Raw genomic sequence first — 20,904 nt, 5'->3', positions numbered from 1 at the left:
CCTACCATATATTGCGGTTATATTTTTAACCTTCAATAGCCGCCTGCGCCGCAGCCAAACGGGCGATAGGCACGCGGAATGGAGAACAACTAACATAGTTCAAACCAACTTTATGACAGAACTTCACGGAAGAAGGTTCACCACCATGTTCACCACAAATACCACACTTCAAATTCGGACGAACAGCACGTCCTTTTTCTGTTGCCATACGTATCAATTGTCCTACACCATTCTGGTCAAGCACTTGGAACGGGTCTACCTTCAATATCTTCTTTTCCAGATAAATCGGAAGGAAGGAAGCGATATCATCACGAGAATAACCGAAAGTCATCTGAGTCAAATCGTTCGTTCCGAATGAGAAGAATTCGGCAGAAGAAGCAATTCGATCGGCTGTCAAAGCCGCACGAGGTATCTCAATCATTGTACCTACCTTGAAGTCGATACTATCACCTACTTCTTCAAACAACTTGGCTGCTTCGGCACGAATAACTTCTTCCTGCTGTTTGAATTCATAAAGGATACCGGTCAACGGCACCATTATTTCCGGATGAGTTTCAATACCTTCCTTCTTCAATTCCAAAGCTGCACCTAAGATAGCACGTGTCTGCATCTGTGTAATCTCAGGATACGTATTTCCCAAACGGCAACCACGGTGACCCAACATCGGATTGTGTTCGCAAAGAGCTTCAACACGCTGCTGGATATATTGCAGACTTACACCCATTGTGTCTGCCATTTCTTGTTGTCCCTTCAAATCATGGGGAACAAACTCATGCAAAGGAGGATCGAGCAGACGAACGGTCACCGGACAATCTGCCATTGCCTTGAAGATACCTTTGAAGTCAGCCTGTTGATAAGGCAATATTTTAGCTAAAGCCTTGCGACGTCCTTCCGCATTTTCTGCCAAAATCATTTCACGCATAGCTTTAATCTTTTCACCTTCAAAGAACATGTGTTCCGTACGGCAAAGACCGATACCTACAGCACCGAAATTACGTGCAACCTGCGCATCATGTGGAGTATCCGCATTGGTACGTACCTGCAACTTGGTATATTTATCAGCCAAATTCATCAATTCGGCAAAATCTCCGGAAAGTTCGGCAGCCTTTGTTTCTACTTTACCTTTATAAACTTCACCGGTACTACCGTTTAAAGAAATATAATCACCCTCTTTCAATACTATACCGTCCACTTCTACTGTACGAGCCTTATAGTCGATATTCAAAGCACCTGCACCCGATACACAACACTTACCCATACCACGGGCAACCACAGCTGCATGTGAAGTCATACCACCACGAGCCGTAAGAATCCCTTCAGCAACTGCCATACCTGCCAAATCTTCGGGTGAAGTTTCGATACGTACCATAACCACACGCTTACCGGCAGCATGCCAATCGGCAGCATCATCAGCAAAGAAAACGATTTGCCCACATGCAGCACCCGGAGAAGCCGGAAGCCCACGGGTCAACACTTTAGCCTGTTTCAAAGCAGCTTTATCAAATACTGGGTGGAGTAGTTCATCCAGTTTATTAGGTTCACAACGCATCAAAGCTGTTTTTTCATCAATCATACCCTGATGGAGTAAATCTGTGGCAATCTTCACCATAGCCGCACCTGTACGTTTACCATTACGAGTCTGGAGAAACCAAAGCTTACCTTCTTGTACAGTGAACTCCATATCCTGCATATCTCTATAGTGGTTTTCAAGTTTAGTCTGCAATGCATCCAACTCTTTGTAGATTTCCGGCATCGCCTCTTCCATAGAAGGATACTTAGAAACACGGTCTTCTTCACTAACACCCGCCAATTCAGCCCAACGTTTGGAACCGATTATTGTAATTTGTTGTGGAGTACGGATACCGGCAACAACATCTTCACCTTGTGCATTAATTAAATACTCACCGTTGAAAAGATCTTCACCAGTTGCGGCATCACGGCTAAAGCAAACCCCTGTAGCAGAAGTATCACCCATATTACCGAATACCATTGCCTGAACGCTAACCGCTGTACCCCATTCATCCGGTATACCCTCCATCTTACGATAAAGAATGGCACGCTCATTCATCCATGAATTGAACACCGCGCAGATAGCACCCCACAACTGTTCGTATGCACTAGTCGGGAAATCCATTCCAGTTTGAGCTTTTACGGCAGCCTTGAACTTCTTTACCAACTCCTTAAGGTCTTCTACTCCTAACTCATTATCCAATTTCACGCCTTTAGCATGTTTCACCTCTTCTATTATAGCTTCAAACGGATCAATATCTTCCTTGTTGGTTGGTTTCATGCCTAATACAACATCACCATACATCTGTACAAAACGGCGGTATGAATCCCACGCAAAGCGGGCATTACCAGTTTTACGAGTCAAACCTTCCACCACTTCGTCATTCAAACCCAAATTCAAGATAGTATCCATCATACCCGGCATGGAAGCACGTGCACCAGAACGTACAGAAACCAATAGCGGATTTTCAACGTCACCGAATTTTGAACGCATCAATGTCTCTACATGTGCAATTGCATTTTCGACTTCGTTTTTCAATAGAGCAACTACTTTATCCTGCCCCATTTCATAATATTCTGTACAAACTTCTGTCGTAATTGTAAAACCCGGAGGAACCGGAACTCCGATAAGGTTCATCTCAGCCAAGTTAGCGCCTTTACCTCCCAAGAGGTTTCTCATATCGGCCTTACCCTCTGCCTGGCCATTACCAAAGGTATAAACTCTTTTTTTGTCCATAATATAAATTTAAAGTTTTTGATTGTGATTTTTCTCTTTTTCTGTTCGCAAATCTAAGTATATTTCACAGACTAGAAAATTTTTTTAGAGAAAACTTTAATGCAAAATGTAATTTCGACATTGCAAAATTTAATATTTCAATTCATAGAGAGAATTCGCAAAAAAATACCTACTTTTGCCACAGAATTTATTATACTGGTGTAAAAGTGGCAAGAAAAAGAAAAGAGCTTCCCCTGTTAGAAAAGGTGGAAATTACAGATGTGGCTGCCGAAGGGAAAGCCATCGCAAAAGTCAATGATTTGGTAATCTTCGTACCCTATGTTGTTCCCGGTGATATAGTAGATCTGCAAATCAAGAGAAAAAAACATCATTATGCCGAAGCTGAAGCAGTGAAGTTCCATGAATATTCTCCGGTAAGAACTGTCCCGTTCTGCCAGCACTATGGTGTATGTGGCGGTTGTAAATGGCAGATACTTCCCTACTCGGAACAAATCAAATATAAGCAAAAACAGGTAACTGACAATCTTATCCGAATCGGAAAAATAGAGTTACCGGAAATTTCCCCTATACTCGGTTCTGAGAAAACCCAATTTTATCGGAATAAACTAGAATATACTTTTTCCAATAAACGCTGGCTGACAACAGAAGAAGTACAACAGAATGTGGTATACGAACAAATGAACGCAGTGGGTTTTCATATTCCCAATGCGTTTGATAAAGTGTTGGCCATAGAAAAATGTTGGCTGCAGGATGACATATCCAACCGTATCCGTAATGCCGTACGTGACTACGCTTACGAACACAACTATTCTTTTATCAATCTACGCACTCAAGAAGGAATGTTACGTAATATGATCGTACGCACTTCCACTACAGGCGAACTCATGGTAATCCTTATCTGTAAAATTGAGAAAGAAGAGGAAATGGTTCTATTTAAACAACTGTTGCAGTACGTGGCCGATACATTTCCTGAAATCACTTCATTATTATACATTATTAATAATAAATGTAACGATACCATTACCGATCTTGATGTTCATACTTTCAAGGGAAAAGATCATATCTTTGAAGAGATGGAAGGCCTGCGCTTCAAAGTAGGACCAAAATCATTTTATCAGACTAATTCAGAACAAGCGTATAACCTTTATAAAATAGCACGTAACTTTGCAGGGTTAACGGGTGATGAACTTGTCTATGATCTCTATACAGGCACGGGAACGATTGCCAACTTCGTATCTAAAAAGGCTCGTCAGGTAATTGGTATCGAATATGTACCCGAGGCTATCGAAGATGCAAAAGTCAACGCTGAAATTAACGGTATAAAGAATACCTTATTTTTTGCCGGTGACATGAAAGACATGTTGACGCAAGATTTCATCAATGAATATGGTCGCCCGGATGTCATTATCACCGACCCACCTCGCGCCGGTATGCACCAAGATGTAATAAATGTCATCTTGTTTGCCCAACCGAAACGCATCGTTTATGTCAGTTGCAATCCTGCAACCCAAGCACGTGACCTTCAGTTGCTCGATGTGAAATACAAAGTAAAAGCTGTTCAACCAGTAGATATGTTTCCACACACACATCATGTAGAAAATGTGGTGTTGCTTGAATTAAAAGATAAAAATTAAGAATTGAAAAATTTAAAAGTCTGAGTAACTTCAATCGTAAATCAAAAATTACATGGTTAAACAGAAAATCGTAGCAAGAGCCCGTACACAATATACGGACTATATAGTAAAGGAACCCATGGAACTGATGGAGTTTCTAAATGCCAAAATGCCGGATGCCAGTCGTACCAAACTGAAATCATTATTAAGCAAACGGATAGTATATGTGGACAGTGTAATCACCACGCAATATAATTTTCCTTTGAAACCGGGTATGAAAGTACAAATCAGCCGAGAAAAAGGAAGGAAAGAATTTAATCACAAATTGATTAAGATTGTGTACGAGGATGCCTATATCATTGTTATCGAAAAGATGCAAGGTTTACTTTCCGTCAATACCGAAAGACAGAAAGAACGTACCGCTTATACTATATTGAATGAGTATGTTCAACGTTCAGGCAAGCAACACCGTGTATATATTGTACACCGACTCGATCGTGACACTTCGGGGTTGATGATGTTTGCCAAAGATGAAAAGACGCAAAATACATTACGTGATCATTGGCATAACATTGTAACCGACCGCCGTTATGTCGCTGTTGTAGCAGGAGAAATGGAAAGAAATGCCGGAACCGTAAGTTCATGGTTAACTGACCGTACTATATATGTATATTCCAGTCCTACAGACGATGGCGGTAAGGAAGCTATTACACACTACCGCACTATCAAACGTGCTAATGGATACTCTTTAGTTGAATTGAATCTGGAAACCGGACGTAAGAATCAAATCCGTGTACACATGCAAGATTTGGGACACCCCATTATAGGTGACGGCCGTTATGGACTGGAAGATGTCAACCCCATAGGACGTTTAGCGCTACATGCTTTCAAACTTTGTTTCTATCATCCCGTCACGGGAGAATTGATGCAGTTTGAGACCCCCTATCCGGCAGATTTCAAGAAATTGTTTCTGAAGAAATAAAAAAGATATTGAATAAAAAACGGGGCAAATGCCCCGTTTTTTATTCAATATCTTTTTAGCACAATAGGTCCATCAATCCTTCCATCTACATATAAAATACCAGATATCTTATTCCCGGTAATGTACACATCATAAATTTCAAACAAAGGATAATCAGATCCATAATCTATACTCAAGATCCCATTATAAATATTCCAACGAAACGGTAAAGAGAAAACGACCTTTCCTGTCGGATCATCATAATACACCTGATCATCAATCCCCAAACCATTTCCTTTAAAATAAAGTCCACTTTCCAATTCATCATCATAACTATCAACGAAACCTAAATCTCCGATCCATGTTTCGCCTACCAAATAATCATAAATAAAATTATCATTATCATCATCTTCGCAAGAAGTTAAACTTATAACCAAAGAGCAAATAAACAGTACCTTGAGGTATTTCATCATATTCTTCATATCTTTATTATTTTATTGCTTCAGGCAAATCTGTTAATACAATTACTCTTCCATCTAATTTTCCTGAAAGATAATGTTCTCTAACCCATACATTCTCAAAATATTGAATATCACCTGCGCCATAACTCAATATCAAACCTTCCATTGTATTATCAATCCATTTCCAAGTAAAATCTTTAGAAGTGGTTTCAGTTGTACCCGTTTTCTGAACTATCGTAGTTTCTTTTCCAGAATACACTTCCTTATTGTCCTGTCTCACTTTCTTAAACTCCAATTGGTGTCTACATAAATAACCATCTTCCGTTTCATATTGTTCCATCCAAACTTTATTGCACAATTTATCATCACTATTTTGCATAGTATAATAAATGTCGTCACCACATGATACCAAACTCAACGTAAACACTGTTAATAATAATATTTTCACAAAATCCAAAGTCTTCATAATTTATCAAGTTTAGTTAATACTTGCGGACAAACATACATAAAAATATCGAAACACTTAATATTTCACTTGAAAATTCTTATAAAAGATGACAAAGAGAGTTCTTTATTTTATAAAAAACTAACTAAATATTTGTATTATACAAACATAAGATATACTTTTGCGCCCCAATAAATGCAGGTATAACTCTGCAGACATAACTAACCACAATTTATTAATTAAAAAGGTAAAAGAAAAGATGAAAAAGATTGTAATGTTTTTATTTGTGGTAATGATTGCTCTATCAATCAAAGCACAGATTTACGTGGGAGGAACAGTTGGCTTATGGCATAACGAAGATGCTGATGCAACAAGCTTTGCTCTATCACCAGAGATTGGTTACAATTTAAATGAAAAATGGGCTGTTGGTGGTATTTTGAATTTTGTACATACAAAAGTAGACGGAATAAAAGCTAACGCATTTGCACTTGCTCCATACGCAAGGTATTCTTTTTACGAAAACAAAATTGTTCGCTTGTTTATTGATGGCGGCCTTGGTTTTTCTACTAAGAAGATAAAAGAGCACGATTCAGTAAACGGTTTTGAAATAGGTTTTAAGCCGGGTATTGCAATTAAGTTGAATGATAAATTCAGTCTTATCGGTAAATGTGGATTTTTAGGCTATCGTGATGACTATGTAGTTGGCGATAATGGTTATGGTTTTGCTTTCACCAGTGAAGATCTTTCATTCGGTTTCCATTATGAATTCTAGTTTCAAATAAAAATTCTATATAAGAAAGGGATGTTATGAATGGCATAACATCCCTTTCTTATATTTTCTGATTATCATAAAGATAGAAATATATCCAAAATTACACTTCCTTCCGAAGAAAGTAAAAGAAACAATAGAAAAATTGTACTTTTGCAATACCAAAAATAAGAGGAACAATGAAAAAATTTATGAGTGGAGCACGATTTACTCCTAAAAGCTACTCTGACGAAGTAGAAACCAAAATCCAACATTATAAAAAAGAAGGGTATAAACTGCCAATGCGGAATGTACTACGTACCGCAGAACAATTAGCTGGTATTCGTGAAAGTGCCAAAATCAATACCGCACTATTGGACTATATTTCCGCAAATATCCGTGAAGGTATGTCCACTGCCGAAATCGACCACATGGTATATTGCTTTACGACAGACCATGATGCCATCCCAGCTCCTTTTATGTATGAGGGATTTCCAAAAAGTGTATGTGTCAGTATCAATGACGTCGTGTGCCATGGTATCCCCAGTACTAAGGAGTTTCTTCGTAGCGGGGATATTGTAAACGTAGATGTATCTACCATATACAAAGGATATTTCTCTGATGCGTCGCGTATGTATATGATTGGTGACGTAAAACCCGAACTACAACGATTGGTACAAGTGACCAAGGAATGCCGTGACTTAGGTATTCAGGCAGCACAACCCTGGGCACGTCTCGGTGATGTGGGGGCAGTCATTCAGGAACATGCCGAAAAGAATGGTTATAGTGTTGTACGCGACCTTTGCGGACATGGTGTCGGCATCAAATTCCATGAGGAACCGGACGTAGAACATTTCGGTAAGCGAGGTACGGGTATGTTGATTGTACCGGGCATGACATTTACCATAGAACCTATGATTAACATGGGAACCTATGAAGTCTTTATTGATGAAGCCGATGGTTGGACCGTATGCACCGACGACGGACTGCCTTCTGCACAATGGGAAAGCATGATTTTGATTACTGAAAACGGAAACGAGATTTTGACGCAATAAAATGGATATATTGTTATTGGTAATAGGGATTGTTGTAGGCTTTATTGTGGGTTATCTGATCAACGGCAGAAAAGTCGCTGCACAGAAAGCGCAATTAGACGCAACTAAAGAAAGAGAAATATTACTCAATCAGATGCTCTCAGAACGTATCAACGAACAATCTCGTTCGTACGAAGAGCGTCTCAGCGAGCAGGCACATTCGTATGAGGAACGTTTTTCCCAACAGGAACGTTCTTTCAATGAACGCCTGGTTGAGCAGCAGAAACAATGGGAACAACGTCTTCTCCAACAAAAAGAGGAAGCCGAGACTCTGCACAAACGTATGAACACGGAGTTTGAAAATCTGTCTAACCGTATTTTTCAAAGCAAAACCGAAGACTTCACGAAACTGAATGCCGAACACATTAATAACCTGCTCCGTCCGTTCGGGGACAATCTCAAAGATTTCAAGGAAAAAGTAGAACAAGTGTACAGTACAGAAGCCAAAGAACGTTTTTCTCTTGGAGAGCGTATCAAAGAATTGGTAGAGTTGAACAACCGTCTCAGTGAAGATGCCAACAACCTGACGCGTGCCCTGAAAGGTGATTCCAAGATGCAGGGAAACTGGGGTGAAATGATACTGGAACGCCTGTTACAATCCTCCGGTTTGATAGAAGGTGAACACTATTTCCGCCAGGAGTTTCTGAAAGACGAACGGGGCGAAGTGCTAACCAACGAAGAAAGCGGGCAGAAAATGCAGCCGGATATTCTCATCAAATACCCTGATGAACGGGAAATGATAATCGACTCCAAAGTATCGCTTACAGCTTACAGCGCCTACACCTCCGCCGGCGATAAAGAAGAACAGTCGCGCTGGCTCAAGGCACACCTGCAATCCGTCCGTAACCACATTGATGAACTTAGCCGGAAAGATTATTCACGCTACGACACCAAAGCACCTGATTTCGTGATGATGTTTATTCCTACCGAAGGAGCTTACTTACTCGCCATACAGAGCGACACCAATATCTGGGAATATGCCTACAATAAGAAAGTGGTATTAATGAGTCCAACTAATCTGATCAGTGCTCTCCGTTTATCACTCGACTTGTGGAAACGGGAGAATCAAGTAAAAAATGTGGAAGCAATCATCAAACGCGGTACATCCCTTTACGAAAAAATAGTAGGTTTCACCGATACTTTCCTATCCATTGGTGACCGATTGAACAATTTGCAAAAAGACTATGACAAGGCATGCAACCAGTTATCCGAAGGAAACGGCAGTGTGGTGCGCCAAGCCGAAATGCTGAAAGACATGAGTTTGACCCCCAAGAAAAGAATTTCGGCAAGACTATTACCAAAAGAAGAAATACAGGAAGAGGGAAAAATGAAAAAACCGGAATAAGAGTAAATATATTAATAGTTTTCATACTATATATGATCCAACGGCACGCTATTATCAGGCGTGCCGTTCTCAAATGGATATATAGAGGGTTTCTATTTGGGGGCTTTTGGTAATACCGCATTCAGTACAATATACCCCAGTATACCTGCAAACACAGTTCCCCAAAGTACTCCGAACTTAGCTTGGTTCAGCAGTTCAGGATAAGTCCCTGCAAAAGAAAGATTGGCAATGAACAGGGAAACAGTAAACCCGATACCACCCAGCAAAGACACACCGGCAATATTCTTCCAGTTCATACCGGAAGGCATCAATACCAATCCGCTTTTAATCGTGAGCCAAGTAAACAGATAGATACCCAAGAATTTGCCCAAAAGTAGACCTGCAGCAACAGCTATACTTACGTCTCCCACTACACTACTTTCTCCACTAAACACCACTCCTGCATTGGCAAAAGCAAACAGCGGCAAGATAATGAAATTTACAGTACCATGTAGATTATCTTCCAATGATTGTAACGGACTTATCACAAAATCAGAAGCTTGCTCCACTTGTTTCAATGTGGCTATTTGTTCATTTGTCAATACTATTTTATCCGAATCGGACACAGGAAATGTACTAATTACATCACGAATGCGCTTTATATATTTTCCGACATCCAAACGGGGACGGGCAGGAATAACAAATGCCAGTATCACCCCCGAAATAGTACTGTGAACACCTGATTGAAGAAATAAATACCAAATAATTATTCCAAAGAAGAGAAAGAAAATTTTTTGTGTCATACCGAACTTTCCCATATAATAAAGGAATACATACAATATAGCCGCCACAATTAAATAGCCATAGGCAACCTCAGAACTGTAAAAAATGGCAATCACCAGAATACCACCAATATCATCTACTACAGCAAACGCTGTCAAAAATATCTTCAAACTTAGTGGAACACGTTTTCCCAATAAACTGAGGACACCCAATGAAAAAGCTATATCCGTAGCCATCGGTATTGCCATACCTCGTGTCTCGGGAGTATCAGAAACTACTAAACATGAATAAATTAAAACCGGTACCAACATACCGCCACAAGCAGCAATAAATGGCAAGGAGGCTTTACGAAAAGAGGACAATTCTCCTACAAGCAATTCCCGTTTTATCTCCAGTCCTACTGCCAAGAAGAAAATGGTCATCAAACAGTCGTTGATAAACTCAATCATTATCAACGGATGACCGGCATGAGACAACAAGTTAAAATCACCGATACGCAAATGCAATTCTTGCGAAAGAAAATTCAAGTAAACGGGTGCCATCGATGAGTTTGCAATAATGGCAGCCATAATAGCTGTCAAGAATAGCAAAATACTCGCCACGATATTCAGCGACGAGATGTTTTTCACAGTACGTAGAATAATCATAAGTATTATTGATTTAAGATTTTGGTCTTTTCGTCAAGAAGGAAAGTCCATATAGGACTATTCCTTATAGCTTATCAGCGCCAACCTCTTCACCCACAGTACAAATATACCTGTTAAAATCAAGTTAAGTACTATAGTGAGTACCGAAATTATCAATGCCGGTCCACCTAAATTGTATCCCAAGGCTATAAATATGACCCCTGCTCCTACTTCCCCACGGGTAAACATACCAATGGAGAGTGCCAGTCGCTCACTGAACTTACGGTCACGGTAGAAAAAGACAGGAAACAGCTTACCGACATTAGATAGTAGCGAAACGATAATCACGTGTAATGTAATCATTCCCCAAGACATCATTTCCTGTGAACCAGTGACGGAATGTTGTCCGGCAGAAGCTTCTGTAAAGTCTACTCCCAAGAAACGAGGCATACTGACACCTACCAGAAACATGAAAATAAATGAAATTCCCGTAGATACTTTTTGCTCCATAGGAGTATCATGTTCCCTATGTTTCATGACCATTCCAAGTACAAAAGCAGGTAACAGAACTTCTATATGAATACTTCCGTCTTCTCCATACAGATGCTTACTGATGAGATAAAGTGATTGGGTACATATAAAAACAACTATGGAATACAACAGAATAGCTTTCCAATCTTGACGCCAGTTATACCTACCCAACTGTTTCCAACCCAAAGATAGTAACAGAAACACTATCAAAATAATTACCAGAAGCTGCCAACGAAGCCCAATCATCATGATCTGGAGAGGAATCATTAAAAGAATAGTGTCCAAGTCATCGAAGATTGCCAATACCTGAATTTTCTTATAAATCCAACTGGATTTTAAACCGATGGCGGCAAGCATTGTGAACAATATACCGGCAGAGGTTGGCGCCGCAAAACGGCTCAACAGCAAGTTTTCCTTCCAAGCCTCCCAACTATTCCAATATTCGGGAGGAAGTAAGACATAAATGTAATAAATTGCAATAAAGAACCAGGGCATAGCAGCCGTAGCCATTGCGATAAAGTAGTCTTTTGCATAGGTTTGCCAACGGGATTTATCCACCTCGAACTCACGTCCTACATTAATCATAATAAACCCAAGGCAAACATATAGAAGTACATTCGATACGGCCTTTACCGCATCATAGTTTCCACCTGCCCATACAGGGAGATATTGGGAAACAAACAAGCCCACCATCAGGAAGGCCGAAAACGATAGAACTTTTCTCATTTAGTTAAAATTAAAAGGGGATGCCAAGAGAGCCCTACGGAAAGAGAACAACCCCCAAGTTATATGAATTGTTTAAAAACTAATCCAATTTCAGTACTGCCAAGAACGCTTTCTGTGGCACTTCCACATTGCCAATCTGTTTCATACGTTTCTTTCCTCTCTTCTGCTTTTCCAGCAACTTACGTTTACGGCTCACGTCACCACCGTAACATTTTGCCGTAACGTCCTTACGCACTGCCTTGATAGTTTCACGGGAAATAATCTTAGCACCGATAGCTGCCTGAATAGCAATATCAAACTGTTGTCTCGGAATTAGGTCTTTCAACTTCTCACACATACGACGTCCTAATTCATAGGCATTATCGAAATGTGTCAAAGTAGAAAGTGCATCCACCGGTTCACCATTCAACAGAATATCCAATTTTACCAACTTGGACGGACGGAAACCGTGAGGGTGATAATCAAAGGAGGCATATCCCTTAGAGATGCTCTTTAATTTATCATAGAAGTCAATAACAATTTCACCTAACGGCATATCGTAATATATCTCTACACGATTACCGGAAATATATTCTTGTTTCACTAATTCACCACGTTTACCCAGACAGAGTGTCATGATGGGACCTATATAATCGGTAGTAGTAATTACAGAAGCACGGATATAGGGTTCTTCAATACGGTCTATCAAGGTAGGATCGGGCATACTACCAGGATTGTGTACCTCGGTCATATGCCCTTGCTTATCATATATATTATAAGATACGTTCGGTACGGTAGTAATCACGTTCATATCGAACTCACGGTCCAGACGTTCCTGCACGATCTCCATGTGAAGCAATCCCAGAAATCCGCAACGGAAGCCAAACCCCAATGCCAATGAAGACTCCGGCTGGAAAGTCAGCGAGGCATCGTTCAATTGCAGTTTCTCCAAAGAAGAACGCAAATCCTCAAAATCTTCCGCCTCAATAGGATATACCCCCGCAAAAACCATCGGTTTCACTTCCTCAAAACCGGCAATAGCTTCCTTGCACGGCCGGGCTATATGAGTAATCGTATCTCCCACTTTCACCTCCTTAGAAGTCTTGATACCCGAAATGATATAACCTACATCACCAGTACGCAATTCCTGACGAGGCACCATATCCATCTTTAAAACACCGATTTCATCCGCATCATATTCTTTACCCGTATTGAAGAATTTTACTTTATCTCCTTTACGAATTACACCGTTTACAATCTTGAAATAGGCAATGATACCCCGGAAAGAATTGAATACAGAGTCAAAAATCAAAGCTTGTAACGGTGCCTCTTCATCCCCCTCAGGATGAGGAATACGTTCGATGACCGCAGCCAGAATTTCTTCAACTCCCATACCCGTTTTACCGGAAGCACGGATAATTTCCTCACGCTTACAACCGAGCAATTCTACTATTTCATCCTCCACCTCTTCGGGCATCGCACTAGCCATATCACATTTATTGATAACCGGAATAATTTCCAGATCATGTTCAATAGCCATATAAAGATTGGAAATCGTCTGTGCCTGTACTCCCTGCGAAGCATCTACAATGAGTAGTGCTCCTTCACAAGCCGCGATAGAACGGGACACTTCATAAGAAAAATCCACATGCCCCGGAGTGTCAATCAAATTAAGAATATACTTCTCGCCCTTATACGTATACTCCATCTGGATAGCATGGCTCTTGATAGTGATACCTCTCTCCTTTTCCAAATCCATATCGTCCAACATCTGTCCTTCAGTCACTTGTATAGTATTAGTGAACTCCAACAGACGGTCAGCTAAAGTAGATTTACCATGATCGATATGAGCGATGATACAAAAATTACGTATATTCTTCATTTGTTTCTAAAATTTTGGTGCGCAAAGATACAAAAAGAAGAAGACAAAAAAAAATGCGTTGGTAGCATAATGTACCAACGCATTTTTTTATAACATACAAGTTACTTTCTTTTAGTTCAATTTTACGAACAGTTCGCCTTCAACTTCCATTGTCGAGATTTTATCTTCTCTCAACAACCATCCAAGACCTAAAAACAAATCTTTATCTACCAATTTTGTAGCTTTCTTGATTTGTTTAGCAGTTAAACCCTCAGTTTCATTCAGTGCATTCCAAATTTTTCCTGCAGTTTCACCAGCTTTTTCTCTTAACATTTTCTCTTTGTTTTTAATTAGACATGCTTTAAAACCCAATTCTAAAAAAAGAATTCAGATTTTATTTCCGCGACAAAGATAGTTATTTTTATGTTATATAACACGTTATCACTGTTTTTTTTCAATATTATGTCAGAAAAACAGCAAGAAACATTTCATTTCTGTTGCATCTTCAAGTATTCGACCCATATTCTGGCAGCTTCTTCCACCATTTTAACACACGGACGTTTAGAATAATATTGTTCTGTACGTGCTTCCGGTATAGAAGAACCCTCCGGTTTCTTGAGTCCCAATAGTTCTGCACAAATCATAGAACCATTACGTTTCTTGAATTCTTCCGCCAATTCCTGTACCAAAGCATAGTTGGCAGCTTTGCCTTCACGGTCTTTACCATCAATGGCACCTTTTTCCAATCCTGCTAGCAGAAACATACCACAGGCCGCTCCACACGTTTGTCGCATACGTCCAATACCTCCACCAAATGAAGCTGACATACGCAATGCCTGTTCCTCAGTAAATCCATACATATCCGCAAAAGCGGCCACTACAGATTGTGAACAATTAAAACCGCTTTTAAAAAGTTCTACCGCCTTTTCTATTCTATCTTCCATCATCTTTTTAATCCGTTATTTCCAGTAACATCGGACAGTGATCCGAATGAACGGCATCATTGAGAATTCTAGCTTCTTTCAATTGCGAACGTACCGGTTCACTCACCATACAGTAATCAATACGCCACCCTTTATTCTTGGCCCTCGAATTGAAACGATAACTCCACCACGTATATTCCTGTTTTCCTGGGTGGAGACAACGGAATGTATCAATAAAACCCGCATCCAGAAAACGCGTCATCCATTCCCGTTCTTCCGGTAAAAAACCAGAATTTGTTGCATTGCGGACAGGGTCATGGATATCTATTGCTTCATGACAAATATTATAATCTCCGCAAAGTATTAATTTCGGACGTGTACGTTGCAACTCCACCACATACTCCTGAAACTTTTCCAACCAAGCCATTTTAAAAGCCTGACGTTCGTCCCCACTCGTTCCTGACGGATGATATACACTCACCACAGAAATATCTCCATAATCTGCACGTAGAAAACGTCCCTCGTTATCATATTCCTCAATACCCATACCATATTCCACATGGTCAGGTTCTTGCTTCGTAAGAATGGCTACTCCGCTATATCCCTTTTTTTGTGCGGAATACAGATAATGTTTATATCCCAATGGTTCCAATACCTCTGCAGGATACTGTTCAGGCTGTAGTTTTGTTTCCTGCAAGCATAACACATCCGGCTGTTCTTTTGCCACCCATTCGGAAAATCCCTTCGTCACGGCGGCACGCAATCCATTTACGTTGTATGTAATAATCTTCATATCAATTCATTTCTAATAAATAATCATTTAGTACACCAATCGGCATTCAAGATAATTCTGAAACCAATAACATGATATTCAGAACCGTCACAATGGCAGCAATAGCATAAAGTACAAATGTACTCCATTTACTGTTTACATATTGTCCCATTACTCTGCGGGAAGAAGTCAGGCTTACCTGTAAAAACACTGTAAAAGGTAATTGGATACTCAGTATCATTTGGGAAATCAGCAATCCTTTAAAAGCATCACCGATAAAGAATATCAGCAACAAAGCAATTCCCAACGACAACATCACACCCACTTGCGAGTGACTATCCTTTATATGATAAGATTCTCCAAAGATACCGGCAAATATGGAGCCTGCCGCCATACCACTCGTTATTGTAGAGGAAATACCCGCCATCAATAATGCCAAAGCAAAAACGACAGCCGCACTGCTTCCCAACAAAGGCTCCAGTAAAGATTTGGCCTGTTGCAACTCTTCCACTTGAATACCACTTTTAAAGAAAGTAGCGGCAGCCAACAATATCATGGCACTGTTGATAGCCCATCCCACAATCATGGAAAACAACGTATCAAACAATTCATATTTCAACACCTTACGAATAGAAGTATCATCTTGTTTATTATATTCATGGCTCTGGATTACCTCCGAATGCAAAAATAAATTATGCGGCATCACTACCGCCCCCAGTACACTCATAATAATCAACATGCTTCCATGAGGAAACGAAGGTGTCACCCACCCCTGTACAGCCATCGGCCAATCTATCTTTACAAGAAATAACTCATAAATGAAAGAGAGTCCGATAACCGACACAAAAGCGATGATGGAACGCTCAATCTTTTTATAAGAGTTTGTAAAAAGCATAATGGACACAAAGAGTGTAGTCAACACAGAACCCCATATTATCGGAATATCGAATAACATCTGTAAAGCTATGGCACCACCTAATATTTCAGCCAGTGAAGTAGAAATAGAAGCCAGCACAGCCGTCCCCAATATAGGGCGAGATACCCATTTGGGAGTATATTGCGTAGCAGCTTCCGACAAACATAAACCGGTCACAATTCCCAAATGCGCTACATTATGCTGCAATATAATCAACATGATAGTAGACAAAGTCACTACCCAAAGTAATGAATAACCAAACTCGGAACCTGCCGCAAAGTTAGAAGCCCAGTTTCCCGGATCGATAAAACCAACCGTCACCAGTAATCCCGGACCGATATATTTAAAAACATCCAGACCACCCAGATAGCGTTTATGGTCTTTCCGCTTCAAATCTTTAAAAATATTCTTCATTGTGTTCGTCTATTTTGAGTGTAAAAATACTCAAATAATAACAAATATAAAGCATTTATAGTTTAAAATAAAGTCAGTACTATCCCCTCCCCTATATTAAGTAAAATAAAAAAGCCGTTTGATACAACAATCAAACGGCTTTGCCAGTATATTCAAATCCAAATAGACTTAATATCCCATTTCATGCAGCGCTTTACATAACTGATCGGGACATGAAGTCGGACGTCCACCACAACGAATACCTTCCAAACGGGAAATAACAGCCTCCACCGGCATTCCCTTTACTAATCGGGAAATACCTTGCAGATTACCATTACAGCCACCCCAAAACACAATGTCCTTAATGATTCCCTCCTCAACTTCAAGCTCAATATTACTACTGCATGTACCTTTAGTCTTGTAAGTGTAGGTCATTACGCTTCATCTTCGCCTTCTTCAGGCTTCATGTTAGTATAAACAGTTTGTACATCATCAAACTCTTCCAGACGCTCAATCATTTTATTAATCGTCTCACGATGTTCAGGCTCAACCTCTTTCAAGTCATTGGCAATATAAGTAAAATCACCACCCACATCTTCAAAACCACATTCTTCCAAATGTTTCTGAATGGCAGCATAACTTTTCGGATCACCATAAATTGTGATTGTACCTTCTTCGTCATCTACTTCAAAGTCCTCATCCACATCATAATCAATCAGGTCAAGAATGAGTTCTTCCATATCCAAACCTTCTTTTTGTTTGAAAGTAAACATACATTTATGATCAAACAAGAAAGCCAAAGATCCCATTGTGCCTAAATTTCCTCCAAATTTATTGAATACGGAACGTACATCGGCAACAGTACGCGTTGTATTGTCAGTCAATGTATCAACGAATACAGCTACGCCATGAGGGCCATATCCCTCATAAGTCATACTCTTATAATCACTTTGATCTTTACCTAATGCGTTCTTGATAGCACGTTCAATGTTATCCTTCGGCATATTTTCACGCTTACAAGTAGCGATTACCGAACGTAATGTCGGATTGTTCTCCGGTTCAGGTCCACCGGCTTTTACCGCAATAGCAATTTGTTTACCCAGTCTTGTAAAGGTCTTAGCCATGTGCCCCCATCTTTTCAGCTTGGTAGCCTTTCTATATTCAAACGCTCTTCCCATTGGAACAAAATATTTAATGTTAAATTATTAATTCTTCAATTATTAATTAACGCAACTTGGCACCTAATTTTTCTTCCAAATTCTTTACCAGTTTCGACATGATTTTATCAATCATCTTATCATTCAACGTCTGTGTCTCGTCTTGCAACAAGAAACTGACAGCATACGATTTCTTACCTGCCTCCAAATTTTTGCCTTCATAAACGTCAAAGAGAGAAACCTCCTTCAGCAACTTCTTCTCAGTGTCGTATGCGATTTTTTCAATTTCAGCAAACTGCACTTTCTTGTCAATCAGCAGAGCCAAATCACGTTTCACAGCCGGAAATTTGGAAATCTCCGAATAGCTTATCTTCACATTCTTGATAGCTTTCATCAATTCTTTCCAATTCAAATCGGCATAATAAACTTCATTGTCTATATCAAATGCTTTCAGTAACTTTTTCGTCACTACACCGAAAGTTGCCAGTCTTTTACCACCTCTTGTCTGTACAGACAAAGCGGCCGCATAAATATCATCCGTCAAATTACCAATAACCAAATCGTGCATCCGCAATCCCAAACGGGCAAAGATATTCTCAACGTATGCTTTCAACTCATAAACGGAAGAATTTTCATCCGGATGCGCCCAAGAATTGGAAACCTTCTTTCCGGTTACCCACAAACCAAGATGATAATTTTCAGAATAGGCTGCAAGTACTTTTTCCGGATTTTTCTTCTCTTCGTTATAGTGATAACAGTTACCGAATTCAAAGAACTTCAAATCAGCATTCTTACGATTGGCGTTATGAGAAATACTTTCCAGTCCCCCGAACAACAAAGTCTGACGCATCGCATTCAAATCCGCACTCAACGGATTCAGCAACATTACAAGATTCTTTGACGGATAAGATTCCAATCCATCATAATATGCGGCACGAGTCAATGAATTATTCAGAATCTCATTGAAACCACATCCTACCAATTGCTCGGCAACCAAATTTTGTAATTTATTCGACTTGTCATGCTCACCCTTCGTAGTCAGACTCGACTTCAAAGTTGTAGGAATTTCTACATTATTATATCCATAAATACGAAGAATATCCTCTATCACGTCACAGTCGCGTTGTACGTCTACACGATAAGGAGGAACATCCAATGTCAATCCTTCAGCAGTTTCATCAACAATCTTCATTTCCAAGCTTGTCACGATACTCTTAATGGTCTCTACCGGAATAACCTTACCTATCATCGTATGTACCTTTTCATAAGAAAGTTCCACCCTGAAATCCTGAGCAGGAGCCACACATACATCTTTGATTTCAGAGGAAATCGTACCACCGGCAAGCTCTTTGACCATCAATGCAGCTAACTTCAGGCAGTAAAGCGTACCATTAGGATCTATACCTCTTTCAAAACGGAAAGACGCATCAGTATTCAACCCATGACGCCGGGCAGTTTTACGTACCCACGTCGGATGGAAGTATGCACTTTCAAGGAATACATCTTTGGTAGTCTCCATAGAACCGGAATCCAAACCACCGAAAACCCCGGCGATACACATAGCCTCTTCCTTGTTACAAATCATCAGGTCACGTTCATTCAACTTACGTTCTACCCCATCCAATGTGATAAACGGAGTACCTTCCGGCATCGTTTTTACAATTACCTCACCGCCTTTTATCTTATCGGCATCAAAGCAATGGAGAGGCTGTCCGAAAGCATGAACAATATAATTAGTGATATCCACTACATTATTGATAGGACGTAAACCGATGATACGCAGTTTATTCTGTAACCATTCCGGGCTTTCCTTCACAGTTACCCCTTTCACCGTAACTCCGGCATAACGAGGACACGCCTCACTATTTTCCACCGTTACCATCATATCCAAATCATGGTTTTCTACAGCGAAAGCATCCACAGACGGTTTCTTCAGAGCAGTCTGTTTTCCGTTCTGTACCAGATAAGCGTACAAATCACGAGCCACACCATAGTGTGAACAAGCATCAGCACGGTTTGGAGTAATATCTACCTCCAGCACATAATCACTCTTAATATTATAGTAATCCTTGGCAAGTGTTCCCGGCACAGCCGTTTCCGGCAATACGATAATACCTGCATGATCTGTACCAATTCCTATTTCATCTTCCGCACAAATCATTCCATTGGATTCTACACCACGGAGTTTTGATTTCTTGATTGTAAAACATTCATCACCATCATACAGTTTAGCCCCCAGCGTAGCAACCACCACTTTCTGTCCGGCAGCCACATTCGGCGCACCGCATACAATCTGCACAGGTTCCCCCTGTCCTAAGTTGACAGTAGTAATGTGCATGTGGTCTGAATTCGGATGAGGTTCGCATGTCAACACTTCCCCAATGACCAACCCTTCCAGTCCGCCTTTAATGGTTTGCACCTCCTCTACACCTCCTGTTTCCAATCCTATGGAAGTCAAGGCAGCAGCGACTTCATCCGGCGTCAAATCAAAATCGACATACTCTTTCAACCAATTATAAGAGATATTCATATCATTATTTTTTTATTGTTTCCAAAAGTGACCCGCAAAGTTAATAAGTTTTTTTGGTTGGCAGGGAATTATCCAGTAAGAAAATAATAAAAAAGGCTCCCGAACGGTATATAAATCACCGTTCGGGAGCCTTCTATGTTATAATATCTAACTAACAAATACTATTGGTTACAACACCCTTAATTTGTTTCACAATATTATTCTCCAATAAAATCATGCAACGAGTACTTATATTAATCTATTATCCCCTCTTTTATCTTCTCCACAATATAGCGTACATCATCTTCTGTCACCATCGGACCACTCGGTAGACAC

Annotated in this window: 18 protein-coding genes; 5 read left to right on the top strand and 13 right to left on the bottom strand. The window is 40.1% G+C overall.

Annotation, left to right across the window (positions count from 1 at the left end; all coding sequences use genetic code 11):
• Positions 1-25: 25 nt before the first annotated feature.
• The gene (gene ppdK, locus DXC10_RS15550; RefSeq protein ID WP_101542572.1) at positions 26-2,746 is read right to left on the bottom strand and encodes a pyruvate, phosphate dikinase; all 2,721 of its coding nucleotides are present in this window, start codon (positions 2,744-2,746) and stop codon (positions 26-28) included.
• A gap of 206 nt (positions 2,747-2,952) precedes the next feature.
• Between ppdK and rlmD the strand changes: the two genes are divergently transcribed.
• A complete protein-coding gene (rlmD, locus tag DXC10_RS15545; protein ID WP_101542571.1) occupies positions 2,953-4,380 on the top strand; it encodes a 23S rRNA (uracil(1939)-C(5))-methyltransferase RlmD in 1,428 nt (475 codons plus the stop codon).
• Positions 4,381-4,432: 52 nt separating this feature from the next.
• A complete protein-coding gene (locus DXC10_RS15540) occupies positions 4,433-5,341 on the top strand; it encodes an RluA family pseudouridine synthase (RefSeq protein ID WP_101542570.1) in 909 nt (302 codons plus the stop codon).
• A gap of 44 nt (positions 5,342-5,385) precedes the next feature.
• Here the strand turns inward: DXC10_RS15540 and DXC10_RS15535 are convergent, their stop codons facing one another.
• On the bottom strand, positions 5,386-5,802 hold the full coding sequence (locus tag DXC10_RS15535) for a hypothetical protein (protein WP_117738365.1): 417 nt from the start codon (positions 5,800-5,802) through the stop codon (positions 5,386-5,388).
• Between the two features lie 7 nt (positions 5,803-5,809).
• A complete protein-coding gene (locus DXC10_RS15530; RefSeq protein WP_101542568.1) occupies positions 5,810-6,247 on the bottom strand; it encodes a hypothetical protein in 438 nt (145 codons plus the stop codon).
• 238 nt (positions 6,248-6,485) lie between these two features.
• Between DXC10_RS15530 and DXC10_RS15525 the strand changes: the two genes are divergently transcribed.
• The 3 genes from DXC10_RS15525 (at position 6,486) to rmuC (ending at position 9,413) form a co-directional block, all read left to right on the top strand.
• The gene (locus DXC10_RS15525; RefSeq protein ID WP_101542567.1) at positions 6,486-6,998 is read left to right on the top strand and encodes an outer membrane beta-barrel protein; all 513 of its coding nucleotides are present in this window, start codon (positions 6,486-6,488) and stop codon (positions 6,996-6,998) included.
• A gap of 176 nt (positions 6,999-7,174) precedes the next feature.
• The gene (gene map, locus DXC10_RS15520; protein ID WP_101542566.1) at positions 7,175-8,029 is read left to right on the top strand and encodes a type I methionyl aminopeptidase; all 855 of its coding nucleotides are present in this window, start codon (positions 7,175-7,177) and stop codon (positions 8,027-8,029) included.
• A 1-nt stretch (position 8,030) separates the two neighbouring features.
• On the top strand, positions 8,031-9,413 hold the full coding sequence (gene rmuC, locus DXC10_RS15515) for a DNA recombination protein RmuC (RefSeq protein WP_101542565.1): 1,383 nt from the start codon (positions 8,031-8,033) through the stop codon (positions 9,411-9,413).
• Between the two features lie 92 nt (positions 9,414-9,505).
• Here the strand turns inward: rmuC and nhaA are convergent, their stop codons facing one another.
• The 10 genes from nhaA to pheT form a co-directional block, all read right to left on the bottom strand.
• Positions 9,506-10,822 (bottom strand): Na+/H+ antiporter NhaA, encoded by a 1,317-nt coding sequence (gene nhaA / locus DXC10_RS15510; RefSeq protein ID WP_101542564.1) that lies wholly within the window; start codon positions 10,820-10,822, stop codon positions 9,506-9,508.
• A gap of 57 nt (positions 10,823-10,879) precedes the next feature.
• Complete coding sequence (locus tag DXC10_RS15505; protein WP_101542563.1) at positions 10,880-12,058, bottom strand: sodium:proton antiporter; 1,179 nt, start codon at positions 12,056-12,058, stop codon at positions 10,880-10,882.
• Positions 12,059-12,137: 79 nt separating this feature from the next.
• On the bottom strand, positions 12,138-13,919 hold the full coding sequence (gene lepA, locus DXC10_RS15500; protein WP_101542562.1) for a translation elongation factor 4: 1,782 nt from the start codon (positions 13,917-13,919) through the stop codon (positions 12,138-12,140).
• Between the two features lie 111 nt (positions 13,920-14,030).
• On the bottom strand, positions 14,031-14,231 hold the full coding sequence (locus DXC10_RS15495; RefSeq protein ID WP_101542967.1) for a winged helix-turn-helix domain-containing protein: 201 nt from the start codon (positions 14,229-14,231) through the stop codon (positions 14,031-14,033).
• A gap of 155 nt (positions 14,232-14,386) precedes the next feature.
• On the bottom strand, positions 14,387-14,845 hold the full coding sequence (locus DXC10_RS15490) for a C-GCAxxG-C-C family protein (protein WP_101542561.1): 459 nt from the start codon (positions 14,843-14,845) through the stop codon (positions 14,387-14,389).
• 4 nt (positions 14,846-14,849) lie between these two features.
• The gene (locus tag DXC10_RS15485) at positions 14,850-15,614 is read right to left on the bottom strand and encodes an exodeoxyribonuclease III (protein WP_101542560.1); all 765 of its coding nucleotides are present in this window, start codon (positions 15,612-15,614) and stop codon (positions 14,850-14,852) included.
• A 46-nt stretch (positions 15,615-15,660) separates the two neighbouring features.
• Positions 15,661-16,923, bottom strand: coding sequence for an Nramp family divalent metal transporter (locus tag DXC10_RS15480; RefSeq protein WP_101542559.1), 1,263 nt, complete (start codon positions 16,921-16,923; stop codon positions 15,661-15,663).
• 168 nt (positions 16,924-17,091) lie between these two features.
• Positions 17,092-17,337, bottom strand: a complete 246-nt coding sequence (locus DXC10_RS15475; protein ID WP_101542558.1) for a TIGR03905 family TSCPD domain-containing protein — start codon at positions 17,335-17,337, stop codon at positions 17,092-17,094.
• Positions 17,337-18,080: a YebC/PmpR family DNA-binding transcriptional regulator gene (locus tag DXC10_RS15470; RefSeq protein ID WP_101542557.1), complete on the bottom strand. Its 744-nt coding sequence runs from the start codon at positions 18,078-18,080 to the stop codon at positions 17,337-17,339. The genes DXC10_RS15475 and DXC10_RS15470 overlap by 1 nt, the downstream gene beginning before the upstream one ends.
• Positions 18,081-18,126: 46 nt before the next feature.
• The gene (gene pheT, locus DXC10_RS15465) at positions 18,127-20,589 is read right to left on the bottom strand and encodes a phenylalanine--tRNA ligase subunit beta (protein ID WP_117738363.1); all 2,463 of its coding nucleotides are present in this window, start codon (positions 20,587-20,589) and stop codon (positions 18,127-18,129) included.
• Positions 20,590-20,904 lie beyond the last annotated feature (315 nt).

The sequence above is a fragment of the Bacteroides sp. OM08-11 genome (genome assembly GCF_003438665.1).
In the GTDB taxonomy this organism is placed as follows: Bacteria; Bacteroidota; Bacteroidia; order Bacteroidales; family Bacteroidaceae; genus Bacteroides; species Bacteroides cutis.
This window is presented reverse-complemented; position numbering and strand designations above follow the sequence as displayed.

Coding starts and splice junctions, on each gene's coding strand:
- rmuC (WP_101542565.1), top strand. CDS start 8,031: ATGGATATATTGTTATTGGTAATAGGGATTGTTGTAGGCTTTATTGTG.
- DXC10_RS15495 (WP_101542967.1), bottom strand. CDS start 14,231: ATGTTAAGAGAAAAAGCTGGTGAAACTGCAGGAAAAATTTGGAATGCA.
- DXC10_RS15540 (WP_101542570.1), top strand. CDS start 4,433: ATGGTTAAACAGAAAATCGTAGCAAGAGCCCGTACACAATATACGGAC.
- map (WP_101542566.1), top strand. CDS start 7,175: ATGAAAAAATTTATGAGTGGAGCACGATTTACTCCTAAAAGCTACTCT.
- DXC10_RS15480 (WP_101542559.1), bottom strand. CDS start 16,923: ATGAAGAATATTTTTAAAGATTTGAAGCGGAAAGACCATAAACGCTAT.
- DXC10_RS15475 (WP_101542558.1), bottom strand. CDS start 17,337: ATGACCTACACTTACAAGACTAAAGGTACATGCAGTAGTAATATTGAG.
- DXC10_RS15485 (WP_101542560.1), bottom strand. CDS start 15,614: ATGAAGATTATTACATACAACGTAAATGGATTGCGTGCCGCCGTGACG.
- DXC10_RS15535 (WP_117738365.1), bottom strand. CDS start 5,802: ATGAAGAATATGATGAAATACCTCAAGGTACTGTTTATTTGCTCTTTG.
- lepA (WP_101542562.1), bottom strand. CDS start 13,919: ATGAAGAATATACGTAATTTTTGTATCATCGCTCATATCGATCATGGT.
- DXC10_RS15525 (WP_101542567.1), top strand. CDS start 6,486: ATGAAAAAGATTGTAATGTTTTTATTTGTGGTAATGATTGCTCTATCA.
- pheT (WP_117738363.1), bottom strand. CDS start 20,589: ATGAATATCTCTTATAATTGGTTGAAAGAGTATGTCGATTTTGATTTG.
- ppdK (WP_101542572.1), bottom strand. CDS start 2,746: ATGGACAAAAAAAGAGTTTATACCTTTGGTAATGGCCAGGCAGAGGGT.
- DXC10_RS15470 (WP_101542557.1), bottom strand. CDS start 18,080: ATGGGAAGAGCGTTTGAATATAGAAAGGCTACCAAGCTGAAAAGATGG.
- DXC10_RS15530 (WP_101542568.1), bottom strand. CDS start 6,247: ATGAAGACTTTGGATTTTGTGAAAATATTATTATTAACAGTGTTTACG.
- DXC10_RS15490 (WP_101542561.1), bottom strand. CDS start 14,845: ATGATGGAAGATAGAATAGAAAAGGCGGTAGAACTTTTTAAAAGCGGT.
- nhaA (WP_101542564.1), bottom strand. CDS start 10,822: ATGATTATTCTACGTACTGTGAAAAACATCTCGTCGCTGAATATCGTG.
- DXC10_RS15505 (WP_101542563.1), bottom strand. CDS start 12,058: ATGAGAAAAGTTCTATCGTTTTCGGCCTTCCTGATGGTGGGCTTGTTT.